The sequence below is a fragment of the Rhodococcus sp. 5A-K4 genome, from assembly GCF_046097995.1.
GTDB lineage: Bacteria > Actinomycetota > Actinomycetes > Mycobacteriales > Mycobacteriaceae > Rhodococcus_F > Rhodococcus_F erythropolis.
Genome location: NZ_JBJURM010000007.1, coordinates 155,357 through 173,443, shown reverse-complemented (window position 1 = coordinate 173,443; position 18,087 = coordinate 155,357). Strand labels below are relative to the sequence as shown.

Genomic DNA, 18,087 nt, shown 5'->3' with positions numbered 1-18,087 from the left:
TAGGCTGTCCGCTGTGACTGAGCGCACCCTCGTACTGATCAAGCCCGACGCCGTTGCCCGTGGATACGTAGGAGAAATCCTCAGCCGTATCGAGCGCAAAGGCCTGACAATTGCAGCACTCGAACTCCGTGTAGCTTCCGAAGAGGTGGCTGGTAGCCACTACGCAGAACACTCCGAGCGCCCGTTCTACCCGAGCTTGTTGGAGTTCATCACCTCCGGTCCGCTGGTGGCCGCAGTGCTCGAAGGCCCCCGCGCCATCGCTGCTTTCCGTCAGTTGGCCGGCGGAACCGACCCGGTCGACAAAGCTCTTCCGGGCACCATCCGTGGCGACTTCGGACTCGAAGCGCAGCAGAACCTCGTTCACGGCAGTGACTCCGTGGAGTCGGCAGAGCGCGAAATCGCTCTGTGGTTCCCCGCGCTGTCGTCCATCTGAATCTTCGATCGGGGCCTCTGGCCCACATGTAACGGGCCTCTGGCCCACATGAACGGGCCTCCGGCCCACATGAACGGGCCTTCGGCCCACATCTCCACAGCGAATTCTCGGCACGTATCCCACATCGGTGCGCCCTTTGCAGTTGCAGGCGCGTTGGTGTGGGATACTGCTTTCAGTTGAACCGCAATTTGTTTTACGCACGTTCAACCGGATGACACCTAGGTTCGATGCCCTTTCATCGCTGCTCCAGGTCAACAGGAAATCCCTGGACCTCTGCACGCTGGATGATCAGGCGCTCGCGCACAGGACAACGGCCATCCAGCCAGGCACTTCATGTGCTCGCAGTGAATAACGGGCATTGCGGACCATGCGGAGCGAGACCTTACAATCTCGCACTCACTTCTGAGTGCGAGTACACACAGCACGCTCCCGCGTGGCCGCGTGACAACTCGACTTCTGGGTTGGACGCGCCCGGGGGCTGAGGAGACTTACGTGGCCGATCAATCCCCAACCGAATCAGATTCCAGCACCACCCCGGAATTTCCCGACAAGATGCGCGTACACGCGCTGGCGAAGCTGCTCGGTGTCACCAGCAAGCAGGTCCTTGCCGAAGCCGCAGCGCTCGGTACCGAATTGCGCAGTGCGCAGTCGAGTCTCCAACGGGACGTTGCCCAGCGGATTCACGCCTCGCTGACTTCCGCGGCCGAGGCCATCGAGCCGGTCGTCGCCGAGCTCGATAGCCTCATAGACCCGGTTGTCGAGGCGCCGGTTGTCGAGGCCCCGGTTGCCGAGGCCCCTGTTGCGGAAGAGCCTGCTGCAGAGGCTCCGGCCGAGAAGCCTGTCAGGGCTCGTCGCACCCGCAAAAAGGTCGTTGTCGAAGAACCGGCCGCCGAAGAACCTTCAGCAGAAGAAGCAGTGGATCCGGCTGTCGCCGAGATCAGCGCTGGACTCGACGCCGCTGCTGCGCTGCAGAGCAAGGAAGCCGAGCAGTCCGATCTGTTCACTTCCTTCGAGGCGCCGCAGACCCATCAGCCCGAGGTGGCTCCCGCCGCGCCGCAGGTCCCGCTGTTCCTGCAGCCGGATCTCGAAGCCGCCGAGGTAGCTCCGCGTCGCCGTCGCGCACGCCGCGAACCCGCTGCACCGGCGGTCGTCGAAGAGAAGCAGACAACTACGGAAGCCGAAACCGTCGTTCCCGAGGCAGCACCGGTTGCAGTTCCTGCCGTCGAAGAGCCGGCTGTGACCGCACCGCAAACCGAGGGCGAGAGCGCCGAGTCCGAGGACGAGGACGACGATCAGCCGCGTCGCCGTCGTCGTGGACGACGTGGACGTGGACGTGGTCGCGGTGAACAGGGTGGCGAGCAGGGCTCGGACGAAGAGTCGGATACCGCTACCGAATCGGAGCAGGAATCTGCCCCTGCGGCAGTCGAGAAGCAAACCGACGACGCTGCCGGCGAAGAATCCGGTGATAAGTCCGAGTCCACCGCTGATGCGGATTCCGAGAATGCCGACGATTCCGATCTCGATGCCGACGGATCGAGCCGCCGTCGCCGCCGTCGTCGTCGTCGCAAGACCGGCACCGACGGCGTCACCGACGCGACTGCGACGTCCGAGGACGATCCGCCGAACACCGTCGTTCACGAGCGCGAACCTCGCAACAAGACCCGCGTCAAGGACGAGGTCCAGGGCATCAGTGGTTCGACACGTCTGGAAGCGAAGCGTCAGCGTCGCCGCGACGGTCGTGACGCCGGCCGTCGTCGTCCGCCGATTCTGACCGAGTCGGAGTTCCTCGCGCGTCGTGAGGCCGTCGATCGCGTCATGGTTGTGCGCGATCGAGCAGACAGCGGTCAGCCGCATGCGACTACACAGGTAGCAGTCCTCGAAGACGGAGTGTTGGTCGAGCACTTCGTCACCAACTCGGCGTCCGCGTCGATGGTCGGCAACGTGTACCTCGGACGTGTCCAGAACGTGCTCCCCAGCATGGAAGCGGCGTTCATCGACATCGGACGTGGCCGCAACGGCGTTCTCTACGCCGGTGAGGTCAACTGGGAGGCTGCCGGTCTCGGTGGCAACTCGCGCAAGATCGAGCAGGCCCTAAAGCCGGGCGATCAGGTGCTCGTTCAGGTCAGCAAGGATCCGGTCGGTCACAAGGGTGCTCGACTGACCACACAGATTTCGCTTGCCGGTCGTTTCCTCGTCTACGTGCCCGGTGGTACGTCCACGGGTATCAGCCGCAAGCTTCCGGACACCGAGCGCAAGCGTCTCAAGGAAATCTTGCGCGACATCGTTCCCGCCGACGCCGGCGTGATCATTCGCACGGCGTCCGAGGGCGTCAGCGAAGAAGAGTTGGCGCGCGACGTGACTCGTCTGCAGGCTCAGTGGGCCGGCATCGAGGAGCAGGCCGCGGCTGCGGACACCGGTAAGTCCGGCAACCCGCAGGCGCTGTACGAAGAGCCTGACATGCTGGTCAAGGTCATTCGTGATCTGTTCAACGAGGACTTCTCCAAGCTGGTCATCGAGGGCGAGAAGGCGCATACGACGGTCGAGAACTACATCAACTCCGTTGCGCCCGATCTGCTTCCGCGACTCGAGAAGTACACGCCGAACAACGGTATCGACGTCTTCGCCGCTCGCCGTATCGACGAGCAGTTGGCCAAGGCACTCGATCGCAAGGTGTGGCTGCCGTCCGGCGGCACCTTGGTGATCGATCGCACCGAGGCCATGACCGTCGTCGACGTCAACACCGGAAAGTTCACCGGAGCCGGCGGAAACCTCGAAGAGACTGTTACCCGCAACAACCTCGAAGCAGCCGAGGAGATCGTTCGCCAGATGCGCCTGCGGGACATCGGCGGAATGATCGTCGTCGACTTCATCGACATGGTCCTCGAATCGAACCGGGACCTGGTCCTGCGTCGGCTCACCGAATGCCTGGGTCGCGATCGCACGCGCCATCAGGTGTCGGAGGTCACGTCACTCGGACTCGTGCAGATGACGCGCAAGAAGTTGGGCACCGGATTGGTCGAGGCCTTCTCGACCACCTGTGAGCACTGCCACGGCCGCGGCATCATCGTCCACTCCGAGCCGGTCGAGGTGAAGTCCTCGGACGACGGGGGATCGCGTTCGGGCTCGCAGCGAAGCGAATCCGGCACCTCGCGCAAGAACAAGCGAGGCCGCGGAGACAAGTCGCCTTCGACCGAGTCCAACGGACAGGAAGCTCCGGCGCCGGAGGTTCCGGCTGTCGACGCGACCGTCAAGCGGGCTCATCCGGTGGCATTGGCGATGGCCTCGCACCACCACGACGACGACGAGACCGTCGCGGCCGGCTCGATCGAGTCTGATTCCACCGGTACGTCTTCGGGGGATGATGCATCCAAAAGTGCCGATCGGCAACAGGATCGGCCGATCGATACTCCTGCTGCTACTGAGCGCCATGACGTTCCTGTTGTGGACTCTGCTGCGGAAGAAGTATCCGCAGTGGACAACGAGTCGGCGACAGCTTCGACCGAAGCAGCTCCGCGCGGTCGTCGGCGTAGTCGCCGGGCGTCGCGGGCAGCGTCGGCACCGGTTGCCGAGGCAGCTCCCGAGGTGGGTACGGTCTTCGTGATTCCGACTCCGGAACCCGTGGCAGAAGCGGTCGTGGAAAACGTTCCGGCTCCGGCCACCGAAGTTCCGGCTGAGGAAGAAGTTGTCGTCGTCAAGCGACCCCGTCGCAGGCGTGCAGCAGCACGTCCCGCAGGTCCTCCGGTAGACGGAGAGTAAGAACTACTGGCTTTCGGTCGGTTGGATGACTTCGCGATGAGCGAGGACATCCAACCGTTATCCGAAGTTTCAGCTGGTAGAAGCAGTATAGAGTAGTAAGCACCACCCCTCGGCGGGGCGGTTTGACCCTGACGGTTGCTTTCCCGTAACCTTGGAGGGTCGCCACCCGGCGGTAGAGATTCCGTGTGCCTAGAGTGCGCGTGAATGTCCCGGTACGTCAGTGCCGAGCCGAGGTGACATAAACCAGACCAGTCGCGATGCATTTGAAGCCTCAGGCAGCAGCGCGAGCAAGTTCGAAGAAGCAAGGGGTAGCCCTCCGATGGCAACGTACGCGATCGTCAAGACCGGCGGAAAGCAGTACAAGGTCGCTGTTGGTGACCTCGTCAAGGTCGAGAAGATCGAGGGTGAGCCCGGCACTGCTGTCTCGCTTGCTCCCGTTCTCGTGGTCGACGGATCTGACCTGACCACCGACGCGGCCAAGCTGGCCAAGGTCGCAGTCACCAGTGAGATCGTCGAGCACACCAAGGGCCCGAAGATCCGCATCCACAAGTTCAAGAACAAGACCGGTTACCACAAGCGTCAGGGCCACAGGCAGCCGATCACGGTGCTCAAGGTCACGGGCATCAAGTAACCAGTTCTTTCTAGCTAATTTCACCCGAGGAGGGTCAATAGCATGGCACATAAGAAGGGTGCATCCAGCTCCCGTAACGGTCGCGATTCAAACGCCCAGCGCCTCGGCGTGAAGCGCTTCGGCGGCCAGTCGGTCAGCGCAGGCGAAATCCTGGTTCGCCAGCGCGGCACGCACTTCCACCCCGGCGTCAACGTCGGCCGTGGCGGCGACGACACCCTGTTCGCTCTCGCTGCCGGTGCAGTCGAGTTCGGCCAGAAGCGTGGACGCAAGACCGTGAACATCGTTCCGGCCGTCGTTGCGGCTGAGGTCTAGTCTTTCTCGCTAGTTGTGCGTCACCGGTTCTACTTTCGGTAAGAGAGTGACGCGTTCCAAGCTCCCGATAGGGGCGGACCAGGGTTGAAATAACCCGGTCCGCCCCTATCGTTTGTTTAAGCAGTGCCAGTTTTACCCCGAGCAACCCTGCTCACCAGAAGTTCAGCTCATCGCGTGAGACCCGCAATTGACTGAGGAAGGATCCGGCAGTCATGTCCCGATTCATTGACCGTGTTGTGCTGCACGTCAGCGCTGGAAAAGGCGGCAATGGTTGCGCCTCCGTACACCGCGAGAAGTTCAAACCGCTCGGCGGTCCGGACGGTGCCAACGGAGGTCGCGGTGGCGACGTCATCCTCGTGGTCGACGAGAACATCCACACCCTCCTCGACTTTCACTTCCATCCCAACGCGAAGGCGACCAACGGCAAGCAGGGCGCCGGCAGTAACCGCGAGGGTGCAAACGGTGAAGACCTCATCCTCAAGGTCCCGGATGGAACTGTGGTTCTCGATACCGACGGCAACGTCCTTGCCGACCTCGTCGGTGTCGGCTCGCGCTACGACGCCGCTCAGGGCGGCCGCGGCGGACTCGGCAACGCAGCACTCGCCTCGAAGGCTCGCAAGGCCCCAGGTTTCGCACTCCTCGGTGAAGACGGTGTCGAGCGTGACCTGGTTCTCGAACTCAAGTCGGTAGCCGACGTCGGTCTGCTCGGATTTCCCTCTGCCGGTAAGTCTTCGCTGGTGTCCGTTCTCTCGGCGGCCAAGCCGAAGATCGCCGACTACCCCTTCACCACTCTGGTCCCCAACCTCGGCGTCGTCTCGAGCGGTGACACCACCTTCACCGTCGCCGACGTGCCCGGGCTGATCCCCGGTGCCAGCGAAGGCCGCGGTTTGGGCCTGGACTTCCTGCGCCACATCGAACGCTGCGCCGTATTGGCGCACGTGATCGACTGCGCCACCCTCGATCCGGGGCGTGACCCGATATCCGACATCGACGCCCTGGAAGCAGAGCTGGCCGCGTACACGCCCGCGCTCTCCGGCGACTCGGGACTCGGTGACCTCGACAAGCGCCCGCGCGTCGTCATCCTGAACAAGACCGACGTTCCGGAGGCAGCCGAGCTGGCCGAAATGGTCACACCCGAGATCGAAGCTCGCGGATGGCCGGTCTTCACCATCTCGGCGGTGAGCCGAGAAGGTCTGCGACCGTTGACATTCGCGCTGGCGAAGATGGTCCGCGACTACCGCGAAGCTCATCCGAAGCCCGAGCCGAAGCGCCAGGTCATTCGCCCGGTCAAGGTCAAGGATTCCAGCTTCACCATCGAGAAGGATCCCGATATCCCCGGTGGGTTCGTCGTCCGAGGCACCCGCCCGGAGCGGTGGATTCGTCAGACCGCCTTCGACAACGACGAAGCCGTTGGTTACCTCGCCGACCGTCTTGCACGCTTGGGTGTCGAGGACGCATTGGTCAAGAAGGGCGCTCAGCCAGGGGCTTCCGTCACCATCGGTGACGTCAGCTTCGAGTGGGAGCCGATGACGCCGGCCGGTATCGATCTGACCCGTACGGGCCGTGGAACCGACCCGCGTCTCGATCAGGTGGAGCGTATCGGCGCCGACGAGCGCAAGCATGCTCGTCGCGTCCGCCGCGGGCTGCTCGACGAAGACGCCTGACTCACGCGATTTCAGGACGAAAACCGAAGAGAGGGAACGGGACTGTGCTCGGGTCCACCAGGGAGTCGATAGCGTCGGCTCACAGTATCGTCGTGAAGATCGGGTCGTCTGCGCTCACCAGTCTGGTGGCGGGACTCGACACTCACCGACTTGATCTGTTGGCCGATGCCATCGAGACCCGCATGCGCGCGGGCTCCGATGTAGTCGTCGTCTCGTCCGGTGCCGTCGGCGCCGGACTGGCGCCGCTGGGACTGACCAAGCGACCGCGGGATCTCGCGACCAAGCAGGCTGCGGCCAGCGTCGGTCAGTTGGCGCTGGCTCACGCCTGGGGTACGTCGTTCGCCCGTTACGGGCGAACCGTCGGGCAGGTTCTACTCACGGCGGACGACATTGCTCGACGGACGCAGCACCGCAACGCCCAACGGACACTCGATCGTCTACGGGCATTGCACGCGGTGGCGATCGTGAACGAGAACGACACCGTTGCCACCACCGAACTTCGATTCGGTGACAACGATCGGCTGGCTGCTCTGGTTGCTCATCTCGTCGGCGCCGACGCGTTGATCCTGTTGTCGGATGTGGACGGCCTGTACGACGGGGATCCCCGAAAGGGCGATGCCACACTGATTCCCGAGGTCAACAGTCCCGAGGATCTCGACGGTGTGGTTGCCGGATCGGGTGGCGCTCTCGGTACCGGAGGCATGGCGTCAAAGCTCTCAGCAGCACGCCTGGCCGCTGATTCCGGAGTGCCGGTGCTGCTCGCGGCAGCATCGGACGCTGCGCAGGCACTCAGTGGTGCCGATGTCGGAACAGCATTTGCGCCCCGGCCGACGCGATTGTCGGCTCGCCGATTCTGGGTACGTCACGCCGCTGACACATCGGGTGACCTTCACCTCGACGAAGGCGCCGTTCGCGCGGTGGTGTCCAAGCGTCGAAGCCTGCTGTCCGCGGGCATCGTCGGTGTGTCCGGCGATTTTCACGCCGGCGATGTCGTGTCGCTGATGGGACCGGGGGAGAAGCCCGTCGCTCGGGGTGTCGTTGCGTTCGACGCTACGGAGATCGAGGAGATCCTGGGGCGCTCCACCGCCGATCTACCGGCCGACATGCAGCGTCCCGTGGTTCACGCGGACGACTTGGTGGCGCTGTAGCTGTCGTACTCGACCAGGGCGGAAAGTGCTTCAGCACAACCGACTTCGAGCTTGAGGTCGGCGTATTCGTCACCTCGGGTCGTTCCGCGATTGACGATGGCGATCGGCTTCCCGGTCTTGGCGGCATGCCGCACGAAACGCAGACCGGACATCACCGTCAACGACGACCCGGCTACCAACAGTGCATCGGCTTGGTCGACGAGGCTGTACGCCCGGGCCACACGTTCCTTGGGGACGGATTCACCGAAGTAGACGATGTCCGGCTTGAGTAGCCCACCGCACACGGCGCAATCCACGACGCGAAAGTGTGCGGTGGATTCGATCACGGCATCTGCATCGGGCGCGATCTCGACTCCCGTTGCAGCAGCCACAGTTTCGGCAAATCCGGGGTTGGCTTCCTCCAGTCTCTCGGCGAGAGTGGTGCGGGAGATCAGCCGCTGGCAGCTCAGGCATCGAACCTGCGCGTAGGTGCCGTGGAGGTCGATGACGTTTCGCGCGCCGGCCTTGGTGTGCAGGAGGTCGACGTTCTGGGTGATCACACCGACGGCTCGCCCTGTTCGCTCGAGTGCCGCGACGGCCCGGTGGCCCTGGTTGGGCCGCGAGCTGTCCATGTATCGCCAGCCGATGTGGTTACGCGCCCAGTAGTGACGTCGAAACGCCGGATCCCCGATGAACTGCTGGAACGTCATCGGATTGCGCGGGGGTGAATCGGGGCCACGGTAGTCCGGGATTCCGGAGTCGGTGGAGATGCCTGCACCCGTCAGAACTGCCAGGCGACGGCCGGCCAGGAGCTCGGGAAGGGCGTCGAGGCGGCTGTTGTCGGTAGGCACCGTTCCAGGATAGGCGCGTGTGCGAGACGGCGGCGCGGAGGAAGTCCGAAATGTTCAATAGAACACGTGTACGACTGTCGATACTCGTAGACATGAACACAGTGAACCCAATTCCCGCTGGTTACCACACGATCACTCCCTACCTTGCGGTGCCGGACGGCCATGCCGCACTCGACTACTACAAACGAGCACTCGGAGCTGAGATCGTCGACGCGATGAATGCACCTGACGGCACTCTCATGCATGCCGAGATTCGGATCGGTGATTCGATGCTGCAGCTTTCGCAGGAGATGCCGGACTTCGGTCTCAGGTCGCCGCAGGACGGCTGGGTGCATTCGTCCATCGTCGTTTACACCGAGGACACGGATGAGTTCGTCGATCGGGCCGTCGCCGAGGGAGCCACGCTGGTCACGGCGGTCGCCGATACGTTCTCGGGTGACCGGCACGGAGTGTTTCTCGACCCATTCGGCCATCGGTGGGCCGTATGCACGAAGGTCGAGGACGTACCTGCGGAGGAGGTGGCTCGCCGGGCGCGGGCGCTCTTCTTCCCGGATACGGATTCGCCACAGTAACTTTCGGCAGCTTTCACCGGATCATTCAGGCTGCGGCGGCGTGCTCAGTATCCGGCGACCGGGTCGACGAGGGCAGCCAGTGCCTCGCCCTTCGCGAAGCGGGTCACGTTCTTGGAGACGTGATCCGCAAACGCGGCGGGGCGAACTCCCGGCGGATTGGAATCGTGGGGTGTGATGATCGCATTCGTCAGATCCCACAGCGGGTGACCGTCCGGGAGGGGTTCGGGGTCGGTGACGTCGAGACCGGCGCCGCCGATCTGCTCCGACTCGATTGCCTCGACCAGCGCGTCGGTATCGACCAGTGATCCGCGCGCGACATTGATCACCCAGGAATGGGGTTGCATCGCCGCCAACTGCGCGCGGCCAACGAGGTGACGGGTGGCCGGGGTGGCGGGCGCAGCGATCACGAAGTGATCTGCGCGAGAATAGATTTCATCCATCCTGGATGCGGGGTACGTCGAGATGGCCCCGGGAACCGGGCTACCGGAACGATTGACTGCGATGCTGTCCGCCCCCTGCGCGGCCAGCATCGGAATCAGCGCGCGGCCGATACCGCCTGCGCCGATGATCGCAACCGTCGAGCCACGAAGGGTGCCGATCTTGGGAAAGAACTCGAACTGACGCCACGTTCGAGCTTCGATGTGTGCGGGCAGGTGACGAACTCCGGCCAACAGCAGCATGAGCGCGTGCTCGGCCACCGAGGCCGAAAACGCGCCGGCCGCCGAGGTCCACGTGATTTCGGTGTCCTTCGGAATCACGCCGGAGTCGAACCAATCCTCGATTCCCGCCGACGGCAGCTGCACCCACCTGACCGACGCCGGTAACTCCGACGGAAAAGTTTCGGGTGAGCCCGCCCAGATCAGGGCGTCGGCAGTGTCGATCGGACTGATCAGACCTCCGCCCCGAAGCACCGCGCTGTCGAGCAGTGCATCGGGGACGGGGCCGATCGCTACGCGTGGAGAGGTGTCAGTCGCCATGACTAGACGCTACGCGGGGACCTCCACCAGTGGGTAGACACCGTTCTCGTCGTGTACCTCACGCCCGGTGACCGGCGGATTGAAAACGCAGAGCATGCGCATCTGCGTATCGGGCTCGACGCGGTGACGCTCGTGACCGTTGAGCAGGTACATCGACCCCGGTGCGAGATCGTATTCCTTGTTGTTGTCCAGGTCGATCAGCTTGCCGGTGCCCTCGACGAGCCAGACCGCTTCGACGTGGTTGGCGTAGTGGAACTCGTTGACCGAACCTGCCTTGATGGTGGTTTCGTGGAACGAGAACCCGACGCGGTCGCCGCCGAGGACGATGCGCTTGCTGCGCCAGTTGCCGTCCTCGCTCGTGATGTCGCGGTCGGTGTCGGTGATCTCGGTGGTGGTGCGAACGATCATGGGAGAGTCCTTCCTCTAGCTGCAGACCTTGAGTGTCGCCTCGGCCAGGATGGAGAGGCCGTGCTCGAGCTCGTCATCGGTAATCGTCAGTGCCGGAAGCAGTTTCACAACCTGGTCGGAGGGTCCGGAGGTCTCCGCGAGCAATCCCTCGTCGAATGCCAGCTGGCAGACCTTGCCGGCGCGCTCGGGCTGATCGAAAACGAGGCCCTGAACCAGGCCGCGTCCACGGTGCGAGACCTCGCCGGGGAACTGATCGGAGAGATTGGCGAAGCATTCGCTGATGCGTGCGCCCTTCTTCAAGGTTGTCTTCGTCAGTGCGTCGTCGGACCAGTAGTGGTCGAGTGCAACCTTGGAGGTGACGAACGCCGGGTTGTTGCCACGGAAGGTGCCGTTGTGTTCGCCCGGTCCCCAGACGTCGAGTTCACGCTTGAACAGCGTGAGCGCCATCGGCATTCCGTAACCGCTGATCGACTTGGACAGCGTGACGATGTCGGGAACGATTCCGGCCTCTTCGAAGGAGAAGAACGGGCCGGTGCGGCCGCAGCCCATCTGGACGTCGTCGACGATCAGCAGGATGCCACGATCCGAGCACAGTGTTGCCAGTGCCCGAAGCCATTCGGGGCGAGCGACATTGACGCCGCCTTCGCCCTGAACGGTCTCGACGATCACTGCCGCGGGACGGTTGATGCCGCTACCGGAATCATCGAGAACGCGGGAGAACCACTGGAAGTCCTCGGTGACGCCGTCGAAGTAGTTGTCGAAGGGCATCGGTGTCGTGTGCACGAGCGGAACACCGGCGCCCGCGCGCTTCATCGAGTTGCCGGTCACGGAGAGTGCACCAAGTGTCATTCCGTGAAATGCGTTGGTGAAGTTGATGACTGCCGAACGTCCGGTCACCTTGCGAGCCAGCTTCAGTGCAGCCTCGACGGTGTTCGATCCGGTCGGGCCGGGGAACTGGACCTTGTAGTCCAGGCCGCGCGGCTCGAGGATGTTGCGCTGAAAGGTCTCGAGGAACTCGCGCTTGGCGACTGTCGACATGTCGAGGCCGTGCGTGATGCCGTCGCTCATGATGTAGTCGACCAGCGCCGATTTGAGCACCGGGTTGTTGTGGCCGTAGTTGAGGGCGCCGGCACCGGCGAAGAAATCGAGGTATTCGCGTCCGTTTTCGTCACGAATCCAGGATCCGGATGCGCTGGTGAACACCGCAGGCCAGTCACGGCAGTAGCTGCGGACCTCGGACTCGAGGGTTTCGAAAATGCTTGCTTCGTTGATATTCATATCTTCTTTGTTCCTCCGGGGCATGCTGTATGCCGAGCGCGAAATGCGCTAGGCGCCGATCGTGTAAAGATCTTCGGCTTCGTGTCCATCGGGAAAATCTTTGGGCGAGAACAAGTTCTGCCTGGTTATCGGTACTTCGCGTCGACGTGCGAGCGCGGTGAAGAGTGCGATCGAAGCCTCGTTGTCGGGGCTGATCGTCGTCTCCAGATGTGTAACACCCAGTGGGGCAGTGCGATCCATCAAGTCGGACAGCATGCGAGCAGCAATTGCCTTGCCGCGCTGGTCCTCGTCGACCGCGACTTGCCACACGAACAGGGTTTCCTGCGCGCTGGGACGGGTATAACCGGAAACGAATCCGACTACGCGGCCGTCTACCTCTGCGACGATGGACGTCGCGCTGAAATCCCTGCACCACAACAGGTATGCATAACTCGAATTGAGGTCGAGCACCTTCGAATCACGTGCGATCTCCCAGAGCCGGACTCCGTCATCGATCTGTGGGCTTCTGAACAACACCGCGTCCGGCGCGGTGGTCGGGATAGCTCTCGTATCAACAGGCTTCATCGGTCATCTGAACGTAACAATCATTGCTGTCGAAGTCATGCAGATGTCCGTTTCGGGCCGTGCGGAACCCGTTGCGCCCCAGGTGAGGACATGAATGTGATCGTGCTCACATTATGTAACTTTTGGTGTTGTCCGAGCGACTATTTCGGGCCAAAACTCGCTATTTGGGGCTCGCGAGCGCCAATGGGAGGACCGAATGCGCACCCGCCTGCCGAAGTGCGCGTGCGGCCATCGTGAAAGTCCAACCGGTGTCGGCGATTGCGTCGACAAGAAGTATCGGTCCCTGATGGATACTCATGTCCGGGACTTCCCAAACATCGACCAGTCCGGACACGCGATAGGCGGAGTTCGCTGCCGACACCGGAGGGTGGTCGGGTCGCAAGCGAAGGGTGCCCAGGTCGGTCAATCGCCCGACCTCGGCCAGCTTGGCAGCCAGGCTCGACACCAGCAACGGATGCGTCGTGGATTCGAGGGCCATGACACCGGTGGGGCGCTCGGCCCAATTCCAGGCGGCCAGAACGCTGATACACGCGCTGACCACCGCATCGGGTACCTCGGCGTCGGGTCCGTCGAAAAGCGCGCGGAGACGTTGGCCCCAGCCCAGGTCCGACATCCGTCCGAGAATGCGCCCGGTTTCCGGTCCCTCGGTGATCTTCCCGGACAGCTTGACGCCCAGCTTGCTCAGGCCGGTCGGCCACATCTTGCGCGGCTCCAGGTCGAATCCGGGGCGCTGCAAGCGCGCCCGAGTCTCGTCGAGGGCGGTGGTGTCGACAGTGGTGTCGTAGCGATTGCCGGTGCAGTTGTCACAGCGTCCACACTGTGAGTTCTCCGATGTCAGACCAGGATCGTCGAGTTGTTCACGCAGGAAGGTCATTCGGCACGTGGTGATGCTCTGGTACTCGACCATTGCAGCCTGCTCGGCCTGGCGAGCGTCGTCGAGTCGACCGTAGCGCTCGGCGTCGTACACCCAAGGTTCCCCGGTGCTGATCCAACCGCCCTTGACTCGTTTGACCGCGCCGTCGACGTCGAGAACTTTGAGGACCATTTCGAGACGGGTGCGATTGAGCTCCACCAGCGGTTCGAGTGCCGGTGTCGACGTGGCCTTTTCGGTGTCGAGGTGCTCGATGACGCTGCGGACCAGATGCTCGCGGGGGAAGGCGACCGAGGCGAAGTAGCTCCAGATCTGCTTGTCCTCGGCGCCCGGCAGCAGGATCACGTCGGCCCTGTCGGTGGAACGCCCGGCGCGGCCCACCTGCTGGTAGTACGAGATAGGTGACGACGGTGCGCCGAGGTGGACGACGAACCCGAGATCAGGCTTGTCGAAGCCCATCCCGAGGGCCGAGGTGGCCACCAGAGCCTTGACGCGATTGCCCAACAGGTCCTGCTCGAGGGATTCACGTTCGGTGGGATCGGTCTGGCCCGTGTAGGCGGCGACGGTATGACCGCGCTCGGAGAGCAGGCTTGCGAGGTCGCGAGCGGCCGAAACCGTCAGCGTGTAGATGATGCCCGATCCCGGCAGCGTCTCGAGCATGTCGGCGAGCCAGGCAGCGCGCGCCGTCGCCTCGGGAATGTGAACCACGGAAAGGTGAAGTGACTCGCGCTCGAGCCCGCCACGAAGTACGAGCGTTTCCTCGCCGCCGACGCCGAGTTGGGCGGACACGTCCTCGACGACGCGGTTGTTGGCCGTAGCCGTGGTCGCGAGGACGGGAATGCCCTCGCCGAGTTCGGCGATCAAAGTCCTGATACGCCGATAGTCGGGACGGAAGTCGTGTCCCCAGTCGGAAACACAGTGAGCCTCGTCGACCACTACCAAGCCGGCATCAGCTGCCAGGGACGGGAGAACCTGATCGCGGAAGTCGGGGTTGTTCAGGCGCTCGGGGCTGACCAGAAGTACGTCGAGATCATTGGCTGCGACGCGGGCGTGGATGTCGTCCCACTCTGTGACATTGCCCGAGTTGATGGTCGCGGCTCGCACCCCGGCACGCTCGGCAGAACTGACCTGGTTTCTCATCAGGGCCAACAAGGGCGAGACGATGACCGTCGGGCCGTGACCTGTTGCCCGGAGCAGCTTCGCCGAGATGAAGTAGACCGCAGACTTGCCCCAGCCGGTCCGCTGGACGACGAGGGCACGCTTGCGTTGCACCACCAGCGCCTCGATGGCCGTCCACTGGTCCTCGCGTAGGCGGGCATCCGGCCCCGCGAGTTCACGGAGCAGTCGCTCGGCTTCGTCGCGCATGGCTGGGGCAGTGGCGGTGGTCATGGAACCCATGGTGCACGACCCTGCCGACACGTGCGGGCTTCAGGCCTTGGCAACAGGTTCCTGCAGCTCGGTGACCCAGCCGTCGACGTCCTCCGGGCACGCCAGCGTGACCTCCCGGCTGGGGCCGGCATTGCGGTATCCCGCTGCGTCGATCCACTGAGCCAAGGCTTGATAGGCGGGCAGGCAGTTGTCCATCGACCCCTTGTGCAGCAGCGAGGCCACCTGAGCTTCGGCCTGCAGTTCGACGACCGCGAACTCGTAGTCGCCCTCGGGATCCGCATCGACCGGTAGTGCGGCATGCACGACGACGTTTTCGTCGTCACCGGCATCCTCGTAGTACGCGAGCGCAGGTCCGATCGCGGCGATACCGGCACGATCCAAACCGGTGCACAGGCGCTCGTACAGCCCGCGAACCACCGGACCGATCGACGACGGATCCATCGTCTTGGCGGTACCGGTCAACTCCGCGACCCGCAGCGCCGGAACGGACTTGATCACAACCTCGTATGCGGACATCTGTCCCTCACTTTCGATGATGCGTAGGCGCGCCTGTACATGCGCCAGTCGCGCGGTGTCTTCCTGGATTCGGGTCTCGAGTTCTGCTCGGCGAAGCGTGAGCATCCCGCGGATTTCGTCGACGGTGACTGCCGACTCCACCACCTGCTGGACCTGGGCCAGGGTCAGGCCCAACTCCTTGAGTGCGACGATGCGGTTGAGCAGCGCCAACTGGCCCGCGGTGTACGAGCGGTACCCGGTGGATGCGTCGACCCTCGCGGGCGCGAGCAGGCCGATGGCGTCGTAGTGGCGGAGCATGCGCACGGACACGCGACCTGCTCTCGCGAAGTCTCCGATGCTCAACATGGTTACTTGCCCCGTTTCTCCCTCACGAACCCGACACCTACAGGTTTACGACCTCACACGGTGTCAGAGTCAAGCCTGACGCTTCAGCACTTTCTCGATCGCAGCGCGAGTGGGTGACGACACCGAAGCGCCGCGGACCGTCGTCGCCAGACTTCCCGCCGTGGCAGCGAACTGCAGGGCGCGGTCCTGGCCCTGTACCCACTCCACGGCGAAGGCGCCGGTGAAAGCATCGCCTGCGCCAGTTGTATCCACGGGTGTCACGGCCGGGGAGTCGGCGTGGATTGTCTCCTCGCCCGACCGGAGATCCGCGCCGCCGGCCCCGAGCGTCGTGACGAGGTATCGGACGCGACCGGTGACCGCGGCCAACTGCTCCGACTCGGTCTGGTTGACGATCAAGATGTCGACTGCATCGATCAGTGGATCCGGAAGTTCTTGCACAGGAGACGGATTGAGGATGACCGTCGTCCCGTTAGCATGTGCGTGCTCGGCTGCTGCTGTAACTGTCTCGACCGGGATTTCGAGTTGGCACAATAGAACGTCGGCGTGTGCGATCGCGTCGAGGTCTGCGTCTGACAACGAGGTGACCGAGGAATTGGCGCCCGGGACTACGATGATGTTGTTCTCCGCGTCTTCGCTCACGGTGATGGCCGCGACGCCACTCGGGCCGTCGACACTACGTAGGAGTGCGGTGTCGACCCCGGCGTCTTGCAGGGTCTCGCGCAATTGGGTCCCGAAACCGTCGTCGCCGACCGCGCCGATGAAGGACACGTCCCCACCGGCCTTCGCGGCGGCGATGGCCTGGTTACTGCCCTTACCTCCGGCCGCGGTGGCAAAGGCAGTGCCGAGCAGCGTTTCTCCCGGAGCGGGGAATCTGGACACTGACGTGGTCAGATCCATGTTGATACTGCCGACGACGACGATTCGAGGCGTGCTCATACCTCGAGGTTATCGGCCTTCATTCTCTTTCGACGAACCTTGCGGATGATCCGGCGTGCTTCCTCGTCGGTGGCGACGGAGGGCGGAGAGCCGTCGAGTGGCTTGCGTGCGGTCTCGGGGATCATCAGGACTGCGATACCGCCGATCACGGCGGCGATCATCATGTACATCGGTGCGACCAAGTTGCTGCCCGTTGCACTTTCGAGGGCGGTGAGCACCAGGGGAGTGGTCCCGCCGAAGATGGAGACCGCGAGGTTGTATCCGATTGCCAAGCCGCCGTACCTGATTCCGGTCGGAAAGAGTGCGGGAAGCACGGACGGGAACACTCCGACGAACAGCAGGAGCAAGCCGCCGAGAATGGCGAGTCCCAAAAAGACCGTCACGTAGTTGCCGATGCCGATCAACAGGTAGGCAGGCAGGGACAGGACGAAGAATCCGATGAAACCGCTGAGCAGCAAGGGTTTACGCCCGACGCGGTCCGAGAACTTTCCGACGTAGCTGATTCCCATCATCATCACGATCATGACGATGATCATCAGAACGAGTCCGTGGGATTCGTCGTAACCCAACGTGTTGGTCAGATACGTCGGCATGTAGCTGAGCAGCCCGTAGTGAGCGATGTTGTACGTGGCCACCAGGACGATGCACAGAACAAGCGGACGCCAGTTGTCGACGAGAGTTTCGCGTAGTTTCTTGCCGGTGGATTCGTCTGCGAGGGAACGCTCTTCGGCCTGCTCCATCATCTGGAATGCGGGAGTTTCCTCCAAACGTAGACGGAGGTACAGGCCGATGAGACCCAGCGGTCCGGCAATGAGGAAGGGGATGCGCCAGCCCCACTGGAGGAGGTCCTCGGCGCTGACGACGGTCTGGATGATCGTCACGATGCCCGCTGCCGCCACATATCCTGCCAGAGTCCCGAATTCGAGGAAGCTGGCGAAGAAACCGCGCCGCTTGTCCGGCGCGTATTCGGCAACGAACGTACTGGCCCCGCCGTATTCGCCGCCCGTGGAAAAGCCCTGCAACAGGCGTAGGAGTACCAGCAGGATCGGGGCGGCGATACCGATGGACTCGTAGCTCGGGATGAGGCCGATGGCGAAGGTACTGCCGGCCATCAGAATGATGGTGGTGGCAAGGACTTTCTTGCGTCCGATGCGGTCACCGAGTGGACCGAAGAACAATCCGCCGAGAGGGCGGACGATGAAGGCTGCTGCAAAAATTGCAAACGTCGAGAGGAGTTGAGCGCTGCCGCTCGCGTCCGGGAAGAACACTTTTCCGATAGTGGTAGCTAGATATGCGTAAACGCCGAAATCGAACCACTCCATGGCATTTCCGAGCATCGTTGCCTTGACAGCGCGCTTGACGGACGCATTGTCGGTGACGCAGACATCGGGTGATTCGGCCACTTCGAGAGCGCTGATCGAGTTCTCTGGTGTAGTCATGACATGCGCTCCCCAGCG

16 protein-coding genes are annotated in these 18,087 nt (G+C 63.2%); 7 read left to right on the top strand and 9 right to left on the bottom strand.

Going from position 1 to position 18,087, the window contains the following annotated elements; translation table 11 throughout:
- Positions 1-13: 13 nt before the first annotated feature.
- From ndk to proB, 6 genes are all read left to right on the top strand, one after another.
- A complete protein-coding gene (gene ndk / locus ACKAMS_RS12120; RefSeq protein ID WP_042952256.1) occupies positions 14-433 on the top strand; it encodes a nucleoside-diphosphate kinase in 420 nt (139 codons plus the stop codon).
- A 492-nt stretch (positions 434-925) separates the two neighbouring features.
- A complete protein-coding gene (locus tag ACKAMS_RS12115; RefSeq protein WP_408989076.1) occupies positions 926-4,189 on the top strand; it encodes a translation initiation factor IF-2 N-terminal domain-containing protein in 3,264 nt (1,087 codons plus the stop codon).
- A 319-nt stretch (positions 4,190-4,508) separates the two neighbouring features.
- Positions 4,509-4,820: a 50S ribosomal protein L21 gene (gene rplU / locus ACKAMS_RS12110; protein WP_003944533.1), complete on the top strand. Its 312-nt coding sequence runs from the start codon at positions 4,509-4,511 to the stop codon at positions 4,818-4,820.
- A gap of 42 nt (positions 4,821-4,862) precedes the next feature.
- Entirely contained in the window at positions 4,863-5,132 is a 270-nt protein-coding gene (rpmA, locus tag ACKAMS_RS12105; RefSeq protein ID WP_003944532.1) for a 50S ribosomal protein L27, read from the top strand.
- Between the two features lie 212 nt (positions 5,133-5,344).
- A complete protein-coding gene (obgE, locus tag ACKAMS_RS12100) occupies positions 5,345-6,796 on the top strand; it encodes a GTPase ObgE (RefSeq protein ID WP_019749068.1) in 1,452 nt (483 codons plus the stop codon).
- A 44-nt stretch (positions 6,797-6,840) separates the two neighbouring features.
- Complete coding sequence (gene proB, locus ACKAMS_RS12095; RefSeq protein ID WP_020908223.1) at positions 6,841-7,944, top strand: glutamate 5-kinase; 1,104 nt, start codon at positions 6,841-6,843, stop codon at positions 7,942-7,944.
- On the opposite strand, the gene ACKAMS_RS12090 is transcribed toward proB, so the two are convergent.
- Positions 7,917-8,774, bottom strand: a complete 858-nt coding sequence (locus ACKAMS_RS12090) for an NAD-dependent protein deacetylase (RefSeq protein ID WP_019749066.1) — start codon at positions 8,772-8,774, stop codon at positions 7,917-7,919. The two genes, proB and ACKAMS_RS12090, sit on opposite strands and share 28 nt — an antisense overlap.
- A gap of 50 nt (positions 8,775-8,824) precedes the next feature.
- Here ACKAMS_RS12090 and ACKAMS_RS12085 point away from each other — a divergent pair, with 50 nt between their 5' ends.
- Positions 8,825-9,346, top strand: coding sequence for a VOC family protein (locus ACKAMS_RS12085; RefSeq protein ID WP_019749065.1), 522 nt, complete (start codon positions 8,825-8,827; stop codon positions 9,344-9,346).
- Positions 9,347-9,390: 44 nt separating this feature from the next.
- Here the strand turns inward: ACKAMS_RS12085 and ACKAMS_RS12080 are convergent, their stop codons facing one another.
- From ACKAMS_RS12080 to ACKAMS_RS12045, 8 genes are all read right to left on the bottom strand, one after another.
- Positions 9,391-10,323, bottom strand: coding sequence for a D-isomer specific 2-hydroxyacid dehydrogenase family protein (locus ACKAMS_RS12080; RefSeq protein ID WP_007731007.1), 933 nt, complete (start codon positions 10,321-10,323; stop codon positions 9,391-9,393).
- 9 nt (positions 10,324-10,332) lie between these two features.
- On the bottom strand, positions 10,333-10,731 hold the full coding sequence (locus ACKAMS_RS12075) for an ectoine synthase (RefSeq protein ID WP_003944463.1): 399 nt from the start codon (positions 10,729-10,731) through the stop codon (positions 10,333-10,335).
- A 15-nt stretch (positions 10,732-10,746) separates the two neighbouring features.
- Positions 10,747-12,009, bottom strand: coding sequence for a diaminobutyrate--2-oxoglutarate transaminase (ectB, locus tag ACKAMS_RS12070; protein ID WP_020969986.1), 1,263 nt, complete (start codon positions 12,007-12,009; stop codon positions 10,747-10,749).
- A gap of 48 nt (positions 12,010-12,057) precedes the next feature.
- Positions 12,058-12,573, bottom strand: coding sequence for a diaminobutyrate acetyltransferase (ectA, locus tag ACKAMS_RS12065; RefSeq protein WP_019749063.1), 516 nt, complete (start codon positions 12,571-12,573; stop codon positions 12,058-12,060).
- A gap of 160 nt (positions 12,574-12,733) precedes the next feature.
- Positions 12,734-14,833 (bottom strand): DEAD/DEAH box helicase, encoded by a 2,100-nt coding sequence (locus tag ACKAMS_RS12060; protein WP_046378764.1) that lies wholly within the window; start codon positions 14,831-14,833, stop codon positions 12,734-12,736.
- A gap of 39 nt (positions 14,834-14,872) precedes the next feature.
- Positions 14,873-15,694 carry a MerR family transcriptional regulator gene (locus ACKAMS_RS12055; protein ID WP_021333411.1) on the bottom strand — a complete coding sequence of 274 codons (822 nt, stop codon included), beginning with the start codon at positions 15,692-15,694 and terminating at the stop codon, positions 14,873-14,875.
- Between the two features lie 69 nt (positions 15,695-15,763).
- Positions 15,764-16,630, bottom strand: a complete 867-nt coding sequence (locus tag ACKAMS_RS12050) for a ribokinase (protein WP_269577838.1) — start codon at positions 16,628-16,630, stop codon at positions 15,764-15,766.
- Positions 16,627-18,069 carry an MFS transporter gene (locus ACKAMS_RS12045; protein ID WP_029255664.1) on the bottom strand — a complete coding sequence of 481 codons (1,443 nt, stop codon included), beginning with the start codon at positions 18,067-18,069 and terminating at the stop codon, positions 16,627-16,629. Before ACKAMS_RS12045 ends, ACKAMS_RS12050 begins: the two co-directional genes overlap by 4 nt.
- Between the last annotated feature and the right edge of the window lie 18 nt (positions 18,070-18,087).